This is a genomic window from Lishizhenia sp., assembly GCF_057456495.1.
This window is the reverse complement of the sequence record NZ_JBVCPV010000051.1, coordinates 1-16,944: the sequence shown is the minus strand read 5'-3', so window position 1 is coordinate 16,944 and position 16,944 is coordinate 1. Positions and strand designations below refer to the sequence as shown.

Sequence of the window (16,944 nt, the reverse complement as noted above, 5' to 3'; positions counted from 1 at the left end):
ATTGTATGACGATGTTTGGCAAGCAGGTGCTATCTTCCTACCAATTCAATCTGTAGGGGTTATGGGAGACGAAAGAACGTATGAAAATGCGGTTGCTTTAAGAGCTGTAACATCAACGGATGGTATGACGGCAGATTGGTGTCACTTACCTTACGAATTCTTGGCGAAAGTATCGAACAAGATCATTAATCAGGTGAAAGGTATTAATAGAGTTACTTACGACATTAGCTCTAAACCACCAGCAACCATTGAATGGGAATAATTGAATGAAATTAATTGGAATTGTAGTTATGATGTTGTTGGCAACATCGCTTTTTGCACAAAGAGGAGATGCCGACAAAAAGGATAAAATAGAAACAACAATGGTGAACGGGAAGAAATGTCTCGTTCATGTTGTGGAAAGTGGTAACACACTCTATAGTTTACATAGACAATATGAGGTGACTATTGCAGAAATAGTTGCTGTTAATCCTAACGCTGAGGCAGGGCTTCAGGTGGGGCAGGTTGTTTATATCCCTATCGAAAATTCCAATATTCAAACCTATAAAATTCACATCGTAGAGGCGAAGCAGACCCTATATGGGATATCTCGTCTTTACGATGTTTCTGTTGCAGATATTGTAGCATTGAACCCCGGTTCAGATCAAGGACTACAAATTGGGCAGCAATTAAAAATACCAAGCTTAGAGCTTTCTACCCCTACAAATAATCAGGTAGAAAAAGAAGATCCACAACCCGAATTAAATAATCAACCCTTAGTTCCGAATACCTTAGTTGTACAATGGCCGGATAGTGTTGAAACACACACGGTTCAAAAGGGAGAAACTTTGTATAGAATTGCTTTGGCTCACAAAGTAACCATGTTAGATATCGTGAGAGAAAATGATATTGAAAATGGAGAAATCAAAGTTGGTCAAGTACTGGTTATCCCAAGAAAGGAAGAGGCTCCTGTGTTTAAGGAGAATACAATTCCATTTATTTCAGACTCTAATTATGTTGCTCCTAAGTTTGAGCAAAAATCAAAATATAAGGTAGCAGTAATACTACCCTTCCACATTACAAAAAATCCTGAAGTATTATCAGGTATGATTACTCCTGCAACAGAATTGAATAAATTAACGGATCTGTCGGTTGACTTCTATATGGGAGCAAAGATGGCTTTGGACTCATTGGCGAAGTTAGGTCTTACCGCAGAAGTGAAATTCTATGATTCTAAAGCGAGTGCTACAGAGGTCGCAAATATTCTCAAGTCTTATGAGTTTAAGAATACAGATATCATCATAGGACCATTATTTAACCAAACTATTACACCTGTTGCAAATTGGGCAAAACTAAATAACGCAAGGCTGATTGTTCCATTTAATGCTAATACTTCTGTGCTTAAGAGTAATCCTTACGTAAGCTTTGCAATACCTTCTGATTTAACATTGATTAAATCTTTAGCACATTACTATGCCTTAGAACATGGAGATGATAATGTTGTTCTCGTGAAGAGTGGTTTAGCCAAAGATAATGATGCTTATAGAGTGTTTAGAGAGGAATTTAATAGATTAACAACTCCACAATCTTACAGGGCTATCTTAAAGGAAGTGCAACTTAGTGATGCTGGTAAAGAATTGTCAGCAGCAATAATAAACGATACCTTAACCGTGTTTGTAGATTTATCTTCGGACAAAGCACATGCAATGCGTTTCTTAACAACACTTAATAGAGTGAAGAATCAACGTATTCATGAGGATGCCAGAGTAGCGGTTGTTGGTATAAATGATTGGATGAAGTTTGATGATTTAAGTAATTATTATAAGAACAGATTCCAGTTGCACTATGCATCTCCCAATCACTTGGATTATTCAACGCCGTCTATGCAGAAATTTGTGTTAGACTATAGAGAAGCATACAATGCAGACCCATCGAAATATGCTGTTCAAGGATTTGATGTTACGTACGCGTACTTAAGTCAATACCTTTTAATGCGCAACGTAAACGAAGGGTTAATGAATGATATTCGACTAGAGTCAAGAGGAGTAGGGAACGGAACTGAAAACGGAACTTGTTTTATATTGAAACAAGAGAATTTTGAAATCAAGAGAGTTGGAAAAGTCATTAACCAAAGAGTATATTAAAGAACAGTTCAAGCTGTTGCAAGACAGAATTTGTAGCAGGTTAGAAGAACTAGACGGAAAATCAAAATTTCATCAAGACCTCTGGGAAAGAGCAGAGGGAGGAGGAGGGAGAACCCGAATCATTCAAGATGGAAATGTACTCGAAAAAGGTGGTGTCAACTTCTCAGCAGTTCATGGACCTGTAAGTGAGATGATGAAAAAGCAATTGAAACTCGATGGAAAAGAGTTCTTTGCCACGGGCGTCTCTATTGTACTTCACCCCCACAATCCACATGTTCCTATCATGCATATGAATGTACGTTATTTTGAAATGGATAACGGTGTTCATTGGTTTGGTGGTGGAATTGACATGACCCCTCACTATGTTATTCCAGAGCAGGCAGCAATGTTTCACCAAGGGCTAAAAGATATTTGCGATCGCTACAACCCAAACTTTTATCCAGATTATAAAAAATGGGCGGATGAGTACTTTTACATTCCTCACCGTGAAGAAACAAGGGGTGTAGGAGGTATCTTTTATGATCATATAAAAACCAATTCTGAAGAAGAGAAGCAAAGCATGTTAGATTTTGCAATCGATTTAGGAGATGCTTTTGCTGCCTTGTATAAAGAGCAAAATGATTTAGGAAAAGATAAGGAAGTATTGCCCGAACATGAGCAATGGCGAAATATTCGAAGAGGACGCTACGTAGAATTTAATTTGGTACACGACAGAGGAACAGCCTTTGGTTTAAAAACAGGTGGAAGAATTGAATCTATTCTCATGTCATTACCAAAAATTGCAGGTTGGGAGTATGACTTCAAGGTTGAAGAGAACTCACAGGAGGCGAAAACGCTATCTCTGCTCAAGAAAGATTTAGATTGGATCATTAAATCTTGATTTTTTTCTTTGAAAAGAGCAACCGATATAATCTATTATCGTTTTACTAACGAAAGGCAAATAATTCTATCAACCCTGTTAATATTTACACAGGAGTAGTAGGATTTGTGAATCAAATAAGAGGAGACGTATTCTAGTTAGAGAATTGTGTTTTATTCTTTTTTGTTAACTTATTTTTAAGCCTATTTGAAATAATTTTAACTGTATAATAATGAAAGTTTTATTACTATTTGCGGCAGTCTTGTCTTTATCCTTTGCGGGAGTTGATATGAGTGCTGTACAAACAACTGAAGTTCAAACGAGTTTTAATCCAACCAGTGATTGGCAGGTTTTCGGAAACTACGAAGGAATTACAGTAGAGTATAAACAAGAGAAGATTGTTCATTCAGGAAGAAATGCGTTGTTCGTATTTTTTAAAGTAACAAACACGAATACAGAAACAAAGACTTTCAATTTCACACGAGCGTTTTACAGAAACGATGTATGTTGGAACTGTAAAAGGCTAGACCACCAAGAAAATAATTTTAGTTTGACTTTAGCACCGAATGAAAGTGTTGAAGGATCAGCAACAAATAAAGAGAACGCATTAATGTTGTTCGATAGGTTTACAAAATTGGTACCTGGAATGACAGATGATGAGTTAACAAACGTTGTGTTTAGTAATGTTACCGTGCAATAAAACCACTCTTAGAATGAAAAAGATATTCGTATTACTTCTGCTATTAGTTACTGGATCACAATGGGTGAGTGCACAGACTCAGCCTTGTCAGTTATCCGTAGACCCGATATCCCCAATTACAATATTTTGTGGAGATACCTTAGAATTAACAGCTGTAGGGTTAGCTGGTTCGCCAGTTCTTTCTACCGATTTTAACGGAAATCAAATTGGTGCAGGATGGTCTACTTCGGCGACTGTTCAGTTTAACAACCCGTGTGGGCCTTCTTTAGATGGTACTTCTTCAGCTTGGTTTGGAAATGTACCTTTCCCTAGAACATTAGCTACAAACTCTTTTGATTTATCATGTGGAGGTCAAGTTTGTTTTGACTTAGACTTTGCAGGTGATGATGTACCCGGAGGAGATTGTGAAGACCCTGATTTACCAGATGAAGGTGTGTACTTTGTTGCTTCACACGATGGAGGTACAACATGGGATGATACCATTTTTTACTTTCAACCGACAAGTAATATATCAGGACCTTATTACAGTTGGGCAACTTATTGTTTTTCGTTTCCTGCAAATCCAGCAGATACAACAGTTAGTTTTCAATGGTCTCAACCACAAGCGTCATCTACAGTGAATGATCACTGGGGTATAGATAATGTAGAAATTTTACAAGGTAATTGTAATTATCACTACGATTGGTTGCATTTACCGTCGAATCCAGATACTAACGTTGTAAGCGTTGCTCCTCAAACAGATGAAACGTATACCGTTTACTTTACAGATGATGCTGATTCATGTCAAGTGGATGTCAATGTAATTGTAACAGAAATGACTGCTACAGCGACTGCCAGTCCAGACAGTGTTGGTTGTTTTGATTGTACAACTTTAGATATCCAACCTGCTAACTTAGGACCACAAGGAGTTGAAGATGACTTTGACCCTTCAACGAACACTACGATGTGGGATCAAATTACGGGAGGAGCGATAGGTTCAGGTTGTTCTAGTTACTACCAAAACTCATTGTTCTTTAACGGTACCGGAGATAGAGAAGCTGTTACAAATGCCGTGAATACGCAATCATGTACTGTGATTTCTTTCTGTTTGTATATGGGGAATCAATTTAGTACAGGTGGTTGTGGTAATGCCGGAGCGGGTGAAGATGTTCTTCTTCAATACAGTGCAAATGGAGGTCCATGGACAACAATTGCCGTATATGATGAATCTATTTGGGATGTTTCACCAAGTTGGAAATGTTATAATGTAAACTTACCGGCGGGTGCTCAAGGTGCATCTGTTCAGTTTAAATGGACACAACCGCAGCACACTGCATCAGCAGTTGCTGATAACTGGAGTTTGGATCAAATATCTATGACATGTGCCCCACCAGCATACACATATGTATGGGAGCCAGCAGCACAAATGAATGATAATACATTAGCCAACCCTCAGGCATGTATGGGAGATACTTCTCAAAACTTTATTGGTACATTAACTAATACTGCAACTGGATGTTCAGCTACAGATACTACGAGAGTTTACATCACAAACTGTGGATGTGAAATCATGAGTTTCAATGCTGCAATTGATACATGTCAAGGTAATGGAACGTTCAATGTAGAAGGAGATGTTCTTTTCTTGGATAATCCAGCTACAGGTGACTTGGTATTCCAAGCAACAAATGGATCTGGGGTGTATACAGATAATATTTCTGGTCCATTTACGGAAGATTCAACATACACCTACTTAATTACCGGTATACCTTCTGATGGTACACCTTTAGAAGTAATGGTATTCTTTGTGGATGAAGACACATGTGCAGATACATTGTACTTTACTTCTCCGATTGCACCAGTTTACCTAGGAGGTTCTGGTACGGGAACATATTGTGCCGGAGATAGTGTGGCAGATATTGTATTTGATGTTACAGGAACAGGACCATTCGAAGTACATTATACTATCGATGGTACACCTACAGTAGCAACATCTAACACTACAGATTTCAATTTAGGAAATGCAGAGGGACTTTATATCATCGATACTTTGTTTGATGCTACGTGTTATTATGTTGTCAACGATACGTTTGAAATTGTTGTAAATCCGTTGCCAAACGTTTACGCAGGTACAGATCAGCTAATTTGTGAAAATGATAATGTAACGCTAGCAGGTCAAGGAGCCCAAACTTACCTTTGGGATAACAATGTACAAGATGCCGTGGCTTTTGCTCCTCCTGTAGGAGTGGTAACTTACACAGTAGAGGGTACGGATGCTAATGGTTGTGTTAATACAGACTCAGTAGTGGTTACTGTTGAAGCATTACCAGACGTTTCATTTACTTCTGATGTTTCAGATGGATGTATGCCATTAACAGTTACTTTCTCTAATACAACCCAAGGAAATATTGGGACGTGTGAGTGGTTTATTAATGGTGAAGTAATTACAAACACGGGTGAAGATGTAGTATATACTTTTGATAATTCAGGTTCTTATGACATAGAGTTAACCGTGACAAGTACAAATGGATGTACGAGTACGCTTTTAGAACCAGGTTTCATCACTGTATACCCATTGCCTGATGCTGCGTTTGACGCTTCTACTTTCTTAATTGATAATATAGAAAGTACGGTAGAATTCTACAATGAATCTACAGGAGCAACGAATTACTATTGGAGTTTTGGTGATGGTACAGATTCTATTACTGATGAAAACCCAATTTATGAGTTTGATGGAATTACTAGTGCTAGTTTCAATGTTGAACTAACGGCTGTATCTCAATATGGATGTATCGATAAAATTATTCATCCAGTTATTTTATCAGGACAAACAATTTATTATATACCAAATACATTTACACCGAACGGAGATCCATTTAACAACATTTTCCAACCGGTATTTACGAGTGGTTTCGATCCGTACGATTTCCAAATGGTAATTTATAACAGATGGGGAGAACAGATATTTATCTCCAATGATGCCAAAGGTTATTGGGATGGTACATATAATGGTAAAATTGTTGAAGATGGTATTTATACTTGGAGAATAGAATACAAGTCTCTGGGTAATGATGAAAGAACCGTTATTACAGGAAATGTTACTGTGATTAGATAAAGAAAACTTGATTAATGAATAGGGAAGGACAATTGTGTTCTTCCCTTTTTTTGTTTCAGTGATAGTGTTATATTTACAATCGTTTAAATTTATTTAGGTTAAATATTAAACAGTTGCGTTCAGTATTATCGTATTGTTGTCAGCATCTTAGTTATTCCAATTTATTATTGTGTTATTCATGGTTAAATTGGCAACTATCAGGATATATTGTCGTTTCAAAATTGAACCAAGTGTAAGTGAACTTGTTAAGAATTTAAAGGAGGCCCATAATACAGTTGTTGTACAATTTGTTGGGGTATTTAAACCGAAAGCAAGTTTATCGAGAAAACTATAAACAGAATGAAAAAACTAGTATCAATCATTTTTATGTTTACCAGCATCGTTGTTTTTGGACAACAGTCCTCAACGGTTATGAATGCTGCTGCAAACAACACCACTGTAAGTACATGTGATGAATTTATTATTGATTCAGGTGGTCAAGGAGGATCAGGTTACGGAAATAATGAGAATGTAACAGTTACCTTTTGTCCTTCGACTCTAAATGATACGATTTATTTACAATTTAATTTATTCGATTTAGATTTAACTCCAGACGCTACTGGTGCTGTAGATTCAATGATAATTTATGATGGAAATAGTACAGCTGCACCGGTAATTGGATCTTATACAGGAAATAGTGTTTCTTCGAATACAGTATTCCAAGCAAGTGCAACCAATACTTCAGGTTGTATTACCATACAATTTATTTCAAACGCAGTTGGACCTGCTGGTATGTATACAGCTGCAGTAACCTGTACGGCACCTTGTGCTGATCCTTATGCTGCGGGTATAATTTCAAATGGGGATACTGCAGATAGTATTGCTGCATGTGTGGGCGAAGTAATCAATTTTGCCGATAATGGTTCTATTGCACAGGCAGGTTTTTCATTGGTTGATTATGAATGGGATTTCATGGATGGAACAAATGCCAACGGACAAAATGTTGGTCATGCTTATGATAGTCCAGGAGAATACCGTGTACAACTTTATGTAACCGATGATAATGGATGTACGAATCCTAACCTGATAGATTTAAAAGTTTATGTGGCTACAGAACCTACGTTTACAGGTTTCCCTGCCGATACAACTTTGTGTTTAGGAGAACAAATAAGTTTGGTGGCTACGCCTCAATCTTATCCCGTACAATGGTCTGGATTCCCAGGTTCAAACTCTGTAACAGATGGTTGTTTATACGATAATATGACAGGACAGGCCCAAACCATTGATTTAATTCAGACTGGTTTTGCTGCTGGAGCTACCTTGTCTACTATTTCTGATTTACAAAGTATATGTTTAGACATAGAGCACTCGTTTATGGGTGACCTTGTAATTTCTATCGAATGTCCTAATGGTCAGTCAGTAATCATGCACCAACAAGGTGGAGGGGGTACAAACTTGGGTATTCCAGTACAGGCTACTAATATTGATTGTAATGATCCAGCAACACAAGGAACACCGTGGACCTACTGTTTTACACCAACGGCTACTACAACTTGGATTGCAGCTCCAACCGTAGGAGGAGCATTGCCAGCTGGTAATTATGCTTCTGTAAATCCTTTGTCAGGATTAATCGGTTGTCCTTTAAATGGTACATGGTCCATAAATGTGGTGGATAACTGGGGAATTGATGATGGTATGATTACTACATTTGCTGTGAATTTTGATCCAAGTTTATATCCTCCAGTGACGACATTTGAACCTGGGATAGGAAATAATTCAGATTCATCTTACTGGGATCCTGCTTCGGCAATGATTGGTTCAATTACACCAGATGGAAATACATTAACAACGAATATTACGCAAGCAGGAGCTTATACGTATGACTACTATGTGGTAGATGATTTTGGATGTACGAATGATTCGTCTGTAGTTGTAACAGTGGAGGATAACCCTCAAGCTGATGCAGGTATGGATACAACAATTTGTTTATCGGCAAATAACCAAGTTCAACTTGAAGGTGGTATAGCAGGTGTTTCTACTTGTGACTATGTCTTAAGGTTAGATGATACATGGGGAGATGGATGGCAAGGAAATTCAATCAATGTCAACATTAACGGTACGATAACAAACTATACGTTAACGAATGCGCAAAATGGAGGTGACTGGGTTGAGTATACTTTATCTATACCCCATGGTGCAACATACAGTTTATCGTTCATAGGTACAGGAGGAAATACGAATGAGTGTGAGATCATACTTTATGATCCTACGGGTGGAGTTGTGGTTCAATATGGACAAAATGGTCAAACTCCAACTTCTCAAACATTTACATTCGTAGGAGATTGTTTAGGAGATCTAGATTTTGAATGGACACCTTCTGCAATATTGAATGATGCAACGATTAGTGATCCGATTGCAACGGTTTCGCAACAGGTAACTATGTATTTAAACATGTATCCTACAGGTCACCCGCTTTGTAATACAACTGATTCGATGGTGATTTCTATAGAAACTACAGCGAATCCTGGAAATGATACCAGCATCTTATTCTGTTCTTACGATGCACCAGAAGATTTATTTACTTACTTGGGGCCAAATGCAGAACAAACAAATGAGCAATGGTTGGATACAGCATTGAATGTTATTCAAATGCCATTTGATCCGGCAACTATGCCTTCAGGAACTTATGCGCACGTTGTGGGTACTTCTTGTACTGACACTGCATTCATTGATGTAACGGTTGTAGATTTTGATATTCAAATTACCCCAACAGATATTACCTGTAACTCGGCCAACGATGGACAAGTTACGATTACAGATCCTAATGGAGTTACGTATACAATTAATGGACCTGGTGGTGCTCAGTTTAACCAAACGGGCCAATTTACAAACTTAGCACCTGGAACTTATAATGTTACGGTTGAGAGTTTAAATGGATGTACAAAAGATACGATGTTTGCTCTGGTAGAACCAGCTCCTTTGCAGTTAACTGCATGGCCAAACGATACTATTATTTGTGATGGATTTACTTTGCCTGTAAGTGCTCAAGGTACTGGAGGTAGTTCTCAGTTAGTATATACTTGGTATGCAAATGGAACTCAGGATCAAGTAGGGCAAAATGTTTCTTTAACACCAACCACTTCTCCAACGCAATACTGTGTGGAATTGAGTGAGACGTGTGGTTCGCCAACAGTTACTGAGTGTTTCACAATTGAATTCCCAGAAGATATCGTTGCAGATATTCAACCGGATGTGAACAGTGGATGTTATCCTGTTCCAGTTACCTTCTCCAACAACACACCATCTTCTGATGTTGCTTCGGTAACTTATGATTTTGGTGATGGAAACATTGTTACTGAAGATAACTTGTTAGATGTAAGTAATGTGTTTGAAAACCCTGGGGTATACACCGTTACGGTTACTACAACCTCTATTTATGGTTGTACATACACAGAGGTGTTTACAGATATGATAGAAGTATTCGATTATCCTTTGGCTAATATCTCTGTATCTCCTTCTGAAGCTTCTATGTTCGATCCTAACTTTAGCTTCACAGCGAATGGTTCGGTAGATGCTACAAACTTATGGTGGACGTTTACAGGAGCTTTAGATGGTTCTTCTACACAATGGGATCCACAAGTAAGTTACCCTGATTTAGAAATAGGAGAGTACCAAGTAATGTTGGTAGTTGAAAATGATTTTGGATGTCAGGATACAGCTTACACGACGGTTAGTGTAGTTAGTGATGTTGTGATATATGCGCCCAACGCCTTTACTCCGGATGGTGATGAATACAACCAAACGTTTAAGGTTCAAATTATGGGTATAGATCCTTATGATTTCACGTTAGAAATATACAACCGTTGGGGAGAGTTGATTTTCGTATCACATGATCCAGACAAAGGATGGGATCGTACCTACCAAGGTAAAGTTGTAAAAGATGGAGCTTATGCATGGACAATTCGAACGAAAGATAGAATTGACGATAATAAGTATACTTGGACCGGGACAATCTCTGTCATTAAATAATTAAAATAACAACAATGAAAAAGGCATCTTCGGATGCCTTTTTTTGTTTTATGTCTGGTGTCTGTTATTTTTGCAAAAAAGATTCGTATGAAGTGGATAGGCAAAAGAACCAGTGTAGTAGATCAAAAGGATTCCCTTTCTTTTGTTATTTATCCAGAACCTATAGGATGGAAAAAGCACTTAATTGGATTTTGGTTTATCCTGTGGTTAGCCATTGGTGCATATGTTACTTCTGAATTGTTTAGAGGATACGAAGAAAACCAACAAATTGTGCTGTTCATCTTTATGGCTTTTTGGTTGTATTTTGCTGTACGTGTTGGCAAGACTACCTTGTATCAATACTTCGGTAAGGAGCTTATAAAAATTAATGATCACGAATTAATCTTAAAGAAAGCTACAGGATCATACGGTAAATCCAATCGTTTGTTTTTAGAGAATATCAGCAAAATGCGCGAGGTAGAATTGAAAGACAATAGCTTTCAAAACATTTTTGAGAATTCACCTTGGGTAGCAGGTACGCCGCGTATTGAATTTGAACACTTGGGTAAAACCTATAGTTTTGGGAGAAAGCTTAATCCTAGCGATAGACGTTTAATCTATAACTACATTACAAAGCGAATTACTAAGAATGTGAAACAGGCGAAAAAGGCTTAGGATTCTTTCGTTTTAAAGGAGATGCTGGAAACACGACGTGTCAATTTTCCTTCTATCTCTTCTTCTCTTATCATTTCTTGGGCCAGTGGGTTTTCAAATACTTCTTTTAGGTTACGAATAATGCCTGCAGGTATGTTTTGTGATAAACAGTAATCCATAACATCTGCTGAATCTACGCACGAAACCTTTTCAGCAAGGATGGTTGCTAATTCCTTACGATGGGCAATACGGTTTACATTGTTTGAGAATTTTTCATCCAAAGGAAGTTTTTCTAGACCTAGAAAGGCACAAAGCTTTTGAAATTGATTATCGTTACCTATGGCAAAAGTCAAATCTTTCTGATCTTTGGTTGTGAAGATTTCACCGTATGGTGCTATGTTAGGATGTAAAGAACCTATGCGTTGCGGTATGTGATCATTCATTAAATAATTAGAAGCCTGATTCATCAATGAAGCAACAGCAGTTTCATATAAACTAACCGTTACAACACTTCCTTTTTGAGTAATAGTTCTGTTTAATAATGCATTTAATAATCCTTCTTTCAATTGATGTCCAGCCAATACATCTATGAGGGCAACGGGCATTTTTATAGGGCCACTGTTTGGTTTTCCATTCATAGACATAAAACCACTTTCGGCTTGAAGAATTAAGTCGTAAGCCACCCTGTCACTTTCACTTCCATAGCCATTGATTTTTCCAATAATCAACTTTGGGTTTAAGCTTTGTAAAACATCATCTGTGATTCCAAATTTTTCTTGATCACCTTTTTTGAAATTCATTAAAAGTAAATCGGCCTCTTTTATTAAGGCTTTAAGATTATTTACATCGTCTGATGATTTAAGGTTTAAGGCCTGGTATTTCTTTTTGTAATTGATAGCAGAAAAATAAGCGGAGACATTACTTTCTTTATCCTCATTGGCCAGTTTCCAAGATCTTGTGACATCCTTATGAATTGGGTGTTCTATTTTTATAACGTCAGCTCCCATTTCAGCAAAAAACATCCCAACAGATGGTCCGGCTAAAACACTTGATAGATCTATAACTTTGAGTTGTTCGATAAAATTTTTCATGGCTTATTTTTCTGGGAGTAAAATTAAAAATTATTAAGGGGGAGAGGGGATATCCGTATACCATTTTGCCGCTACTTTCATCACTTATCTTATTTTTATCCGCACAATTCGGAGTATATGTTGAAAGTTGATTTTATTGTAGAGAAACTGGGGTTGAATAACAAGCAAATCGAACAAACCTTGCAGTTGTTTGAAGAGGGGGCTACAGTTCCTTTTATTGCGCGTTACCGAAAGGAAATGACCCAAGGTTTAGACGAGGTTCAAATCACTGGTATTCGTGATGAATCAACAAAGTATGATGAAATTACAGCAAGACAGTCAACCATACTCAAACGAATTAAAGAATTGGGTAAGCTCAATGAGGAATTAAAGCTCAAAGTTGAAAGTACTTTTGATTTAGGTAGTCTGGAGGATATATACCTTCCTTTTAAACAAAAGCGTGTTACCCTTGCAGAAAAGGCGAGGAAGAATGGACTGGAGCCTTTGGCGAAAATTATCATGAGTCAGAATGCCAATAATCCAGAAGGTATTGCACAGAAATACGTAAAAGGTGAAATAGATAGCATTGATGCTGCCTTAACAGGGGCGAAGCAAATCATTGCTGAGTGGATAAATGAAAACATCGGGTTGAGAAATACCTTGCGTAAAATGTACGCCTCAAAGGGTGTTTTGGTGAGTAAAGTGGTGAAAACTAAAATGGAAGAAGCCGCGAAGTATAAAGATTATTTCACTTTTGAAGAAAGTTTAAAGCGTTGTGCTTCTCACAGGTTTATGGCGATTACACGTGGACAGAACGAAGGTTTTTTACGCGTGAAATTACAGATTGATAAAGAAGACGTGCAACATTTGCTACGTCGATTTTTTGTAAAGGGAAATAATGCCTCAAGTGACTTGGTTTTAGAGGCCGCAGAGGATGCTTATTCACGTTTGTTAGCACCGAGTATAGAGAATGAATTTCTTGCGCGTAAGAAGGAAGAAGCAGACGAAGGAGCAATAAAGGTCTTTACAAAAAATTTAAGACAACTTTTATTGGCACCTCCCTTAGGAGAAAAAAGAATATTGGCCATTGATCCTGGTTTCAGAACAGGTTGTAAAGTTGTTTGTTTGGACGAGAATGGAAAGTTGTTGACCAATACCACTATTTACCCTCATCCACCGCAAAAAGATCAGGCTAAAGCGAAGAGTAAAATCGCCCAGTTGGTGCAAGCTTATAAAATTGAAGCTATAGCTATAGGTGATGGAACGGCAGGGAGAGAAACAGAACACTTAGTAAAACGCATACATTTTGATAGAGATGTTCAAGTTTTCTCTGTAAATGAAGACGGTGCTTCTATCTATTCAGCGAGTCCAATTGCCAGAAAAGAGTTTCCAGAATATGATGTAACCGTAAGAGGGGCTGTTTCGATAGGAAGACGCTTAATGGATCCATTGTCTGAATTGGTAAAGATAGATCCTAAATCTTTAGGGGTAGGACAATATCAACACGACGTTAATCAAAACAAACTTAAGCTGGCCCTAGATGACGTGGTTGTTTCTTGTGTAAACAGTGTTGGGATTGACTTAAATACAGCATCTCCATACCTTTTGCAGCATGTTTCAGGTTTGGGGCTTGGATTAGCTGAGAATATCGTTGCTTATAGAAATCAAGAAGGTAGATTTGAAAATAGGAAGGATCTTCTTAAAGTGAAAAGGTTAGGGGCGAAGGCCTATGAACAAGCTGCTGGCTTTTTGCGCATTCGAGAGGGTGAAAATCCATTGGATAATACAGCTTTGCATCCAGAACAGTATGCGTTAGTGGAAGAGATTGCAAAGCGCAAGAAAATGAAAGTAGCCGATGTTCTCGGTGATAAAGAAATGCTATCGAAATTGAACCATGAGGATTTTAATTACGTGGGAGCGTATACCTTTAACGATGTGATTCAGGAACTCCAAAAACCAGGTCGAGATCCAAGAAATAAAGTGAAAGTCTTGGAGTTTGACCAAAGCATAAATTCAATAGCAGATTTAAGTGTAGGAAGAAAGCTGAGAGGAATAGTGACCAATGTAACCAACTTTGGAGCTTTTGTGAATATTGGAATCAAAGAAAACGGACTTATTCATAAATCACAATTGGCGGATACATTTGTGGAAGATCCGAGTGATTATATTCGACTTAATGAGCATGTGAATGTGGAAGTGGTGAGTTTGGATGTTGAACGTAAAAGAATTGGTCTCAAGCGTCTTTAAATTTGTACAAGGGGTTGTCTTTTTAAAGGAATATTGATTTTTAATCCTAGCTCAAGATAGCGTGTAGTTCTCGGGAGTTGATTGAATACTCCATTCACCCCATAATTCATGTAAATATTGAGATAGCCAACTTGTTTGTTGTATCCTATATAAAGTCTTTGAAATGCTGACCATTCTTCATTTATTTTACCCGCAAAATATTCGGTTCCGAGATATAATTGAGTATAGGTCAGGGGTTGTATCTTTTTTAAGGTGAAGTAGTCATAGTAACTTGCGTTATAGGAGTATCTTAAGTGATTATAATTTCTTTTGTTGACAAGGTAAAATTGATATTGTAGGCGAGGGGTTATCAGATGGCTTGATGAGTACTGAAGTGAAAGGTTTAGAGATTGTCTGTTGAAACGTTTATGGTAGCCGAGAGAAACAAACTGACTTTGGATATGAGGAATGAAACCCATGTCCATTTTTAATCCAGAGAAATAGTTTCCTACGGACCTATCTGGATTTACGTTAAAGGTAGGAGGCGACGGTTTTGGTTCGTATGGGCAGTGAATTTGTTCTTTGTATACAATTGGACCTACTTTCGTACCTAGGTTGTTTCTAGTAACTGGAATTAGCGCATAATAATACCCTTTTTCTCGCCACCGAGGTTCTTTCCATTTTACCTTTTCTAATTTTAAACTATCCTCAAAATAGAGCTCGGGATGTGGTATAAACTGCTTATTTATTTTAATAAGCAAATAATTCGGTTTCAGTAGCGGATGTTTATAGAAGGCATTGTTGAAAATAATAGGATCTCTTTTAACGGTTTTAGGAACAGGTTCGTCCAGATAAAGAATTTTTTCTTCATCGGCACAAAGGTCACATTGCTTCTTTTTTTCTTTGTAATAAAGTGTATAGTTATCGTAATCTTTTGCTAAAATCAGTGTATAATATTTCCCAATAATACTATCTCTGCGCAAGGCTCTTTTCCAATATACTCTGCGGTGACTTAAGCTTGAGTCAGCATTCACCCGCGCATAATACAGTCTGTGTTTTTTTTTCAAAACGCTATGTCTAAGATGTCCGAGGTAATACAGTTTAACGTAGCTCTTGTTTCTATAAATTACTCTTTGTTCTATGCAATTGTTTACGAAATCATAGGCTGGTTCTATACATGTTTTTACACGTTGTATAACAATTGAAGGTCCTTGTCCCATGCTATGGGAAAACAAAAGGAGTGTAAGTAGTATAGTGGTGTAAATTTTAAGCATAAAAAAATCCCGTTATCTAAATAACGGGATTTTTTGTTTTCGTAACAATATTATTTATTCATCTTGTAATTAGAGATTGCCAATTTCAAGAAGTTTTTAAAGTTTTCTACGTCAGTATCGTATGCAACCGGACTTGCTAACAAGTCACCGCTTTGGTCTAAAGTTACATATAGAGGTTGAGCGTTATTATCAAAGTTACAAATCTGGAAGTCTAAGTTTTGATCTCCAATCGTCTTTTTCATTTTACCATCAACCTTAGATTCATACCATTGATCTTCTGGTAAAACAGTTTTATCATCACAGTAAAGTGCTACTACAACGAACTCTTCTTTCAATAATTTCAACACTTCTGGATCACTCCAAACTTTGGCTTCCATTTCTCTACAGTTTACACAACCGTGACCTGTAAAGTCAATGAAAACAGGTTTGTCTTGTGCCTTCGCACATGCTTTGGCTTGATCTAAATCAAAGTAACCTGCAATACCATGCGGAAGGTGTAAGAAGTCGCTGTACAACACATCTCCTTCACACTGATATTCGTCTGTACCGTTAACGGCTCCCATTAAATCAAAGTCATGCGTAGACATTGGTGGTAAATATCCTGATAAAGCTTTTAATGGGTGGCCAATTAATCCAGGAGTTAAGTACACTACAAATGAGAATACAGCTATACCCATGAATAATCTTGGAACCTTAACATATGGCATGTCAGAATCATGCGAGAACTTGATTTTTCCAATTAAGTAGAAGCCCATTAAAGTAAATACAACAATCCAAAGAGCGATGTATACTTCTCTGTCTAAGATTCCCCAGTGGTAAGTTTGGTCGGCAACGCTTAAGAACTTTAATCCTAACGCAATTTCAACAAAACCTAAAACTACTTTTACTGAGTTTAACCACCCACCTGATTGTGGTAATTTACTTAACCAGTTCGGGAAAATAGCAAACAAAGTGAAGGGT

At 37.5% G+C, this 16,944-nt stretch carries 11 protein-coding genes; 8 read left to right on the top strand and 3 right to left on the bottom strand.

All coding sequences use genetic code 11. The features are described 5' to 3' along the window. From AC22ZQ_RS05500 to AC22ZQ_RS05470, 7 genes are all read left to right on the top strand, one after another. On the top strand, positions 1-262 hold a 262-nt coding region (locus AC22ZQ_RS05500), incomplete at its 5' end, for a GMP synthase (glutamine-hydrolyzing) (protein WP_486756237.1). A 4-nt stretch (positions 263-266) separates the two neighbouring features. Further along, positions 267-2,123, top strand: a complete 1,857-nt coding sequence (locus AC22ZQ_RS05495) for an amino acid ABC transporter substrate-binding protein (protein ID WP_318957782.1) — start codon at positions 267-269, stop codon at positions 2,121-2,123. Further along, positions 2,092-3,003, top strand: coding sequence for an oxygen-dependent coproporphyrinogen oxidase (gene hemF / locus AC22ZQ_RS05490; RefSeq protein WP_318957781.1), 912 nt, complete (start codon positions 2,092-2,094; stop codon positions 3,001-3,003). Before AC22ZQ_RS05495 ends, hemF begins: the two co-directional genes overlap by 32 nt. Positions 3,004-3,214: 211 nt before the next feature. After that, on the top strand, positions 3,215-3,682 hold the full coding sequence (locus AC22ZQ_RS05485) for a hypothetical protein (RefSeq protein WP_318957780.1): 468 nt from the start codon (positions 3,215-3,217) through the stop codon (positions 3,680-3,682). Positions 3,683-3,695: 13 nt separating this feature from the next. Continuing rightward, positions 3,696-6,773, top strand: a complete 3,078-nt coding sequence (locus tag AC22ZQ_RS05480; protein WP_318957779.1) for a T9SS type B sorting domain-containing protein — start codon at positions 3,696-3,698, stop codon at positions 6,771-6,773. 339 nt (positions 6,774-7,112) lie between these two features. Beyond that, complete coding sequence (locus AC22ZQ_RS05475; RefSeq protein ID WP_318957778.1) at positions 7,113-10,781, top strand: PKD domain-containing protein; 3,669 nt, start codon at positions 7,113-7,115, stop codon at positions 10,779-10,781. Positions 10,782-10,868: 87 nt separating this feature from the next. Continuing rightward, positions 10,869-11,435, top strand: a complete 567-nt coding sequence (locus AC22ZQ_RS05470; protein WP_318957777.1) for a hypothetical protein — start codon at positions 10,869-10,871, stop codon at positions 11,433-11,435. Here AC22ZQ_RS05470 and AC22ZQ_RS05465 read toward each other — a convergent pair. Next, the gene (locus tag AC22ZQ_RS05465; RefSeq protein ID WP_318957776.1) at positions 11,432-12,505 is read right to left on the bottom strand and encodes a CaiB/BaiF CoA transferase family protein; all 1,074 of its coding nucleotides are present in this window, start codon (positions 12,503-12,505) and stop codon (positions 11,432-11,434) included. The genes AC22ZQ_RS05470 and AC22ZQ_RS05465 overlap by 4 nt on opposite strands. Before the next feature lie 117 nt (positions 12,506-12,622). Between AC22ZQ_RS05465 and AC22ZQ_RS05460 the strand changes: the two genes are divergently transcribed. After that, entirely contained in the window at positions 12,623-14,731 is a 2,109-nt protein-coding gene (locus AC22ZQ_RS05460) for a Tex family protein (RefSeq protein WP_318957775.1), read from the top strand. Here the strand turns inward: AC22ZQ_RS05460 and AC22ZQ_RS05455 are convergent. Beyond that, positions 14,728-15,930: a hypothetical protein gene (locus AC22ZQ_RS05455; protein WP_318957774.1), complete on the bottom strand. Its 1,203-nt coding sequence runs from the start codon at positions 15,928-15,930 to the stop codon at positions 14,728-14,730. The two genes, AC22ZQ_RS05460 and AC22ZQ_RS05455, sit on opposite strands and share 4 nt — an antisense overlap. A 104-nt stretch (positions 15,931-16,034) precedes the next feature. Beyond that, positions 16,035-16,944, bottom strand: a 910-nt coding sequence (locus AC22ZQ_RS05450; RefSeq protein ID WP_318957773.1) for a thioredoxin family protein, incomplete at its 5' end; no start/stop codon positions are given.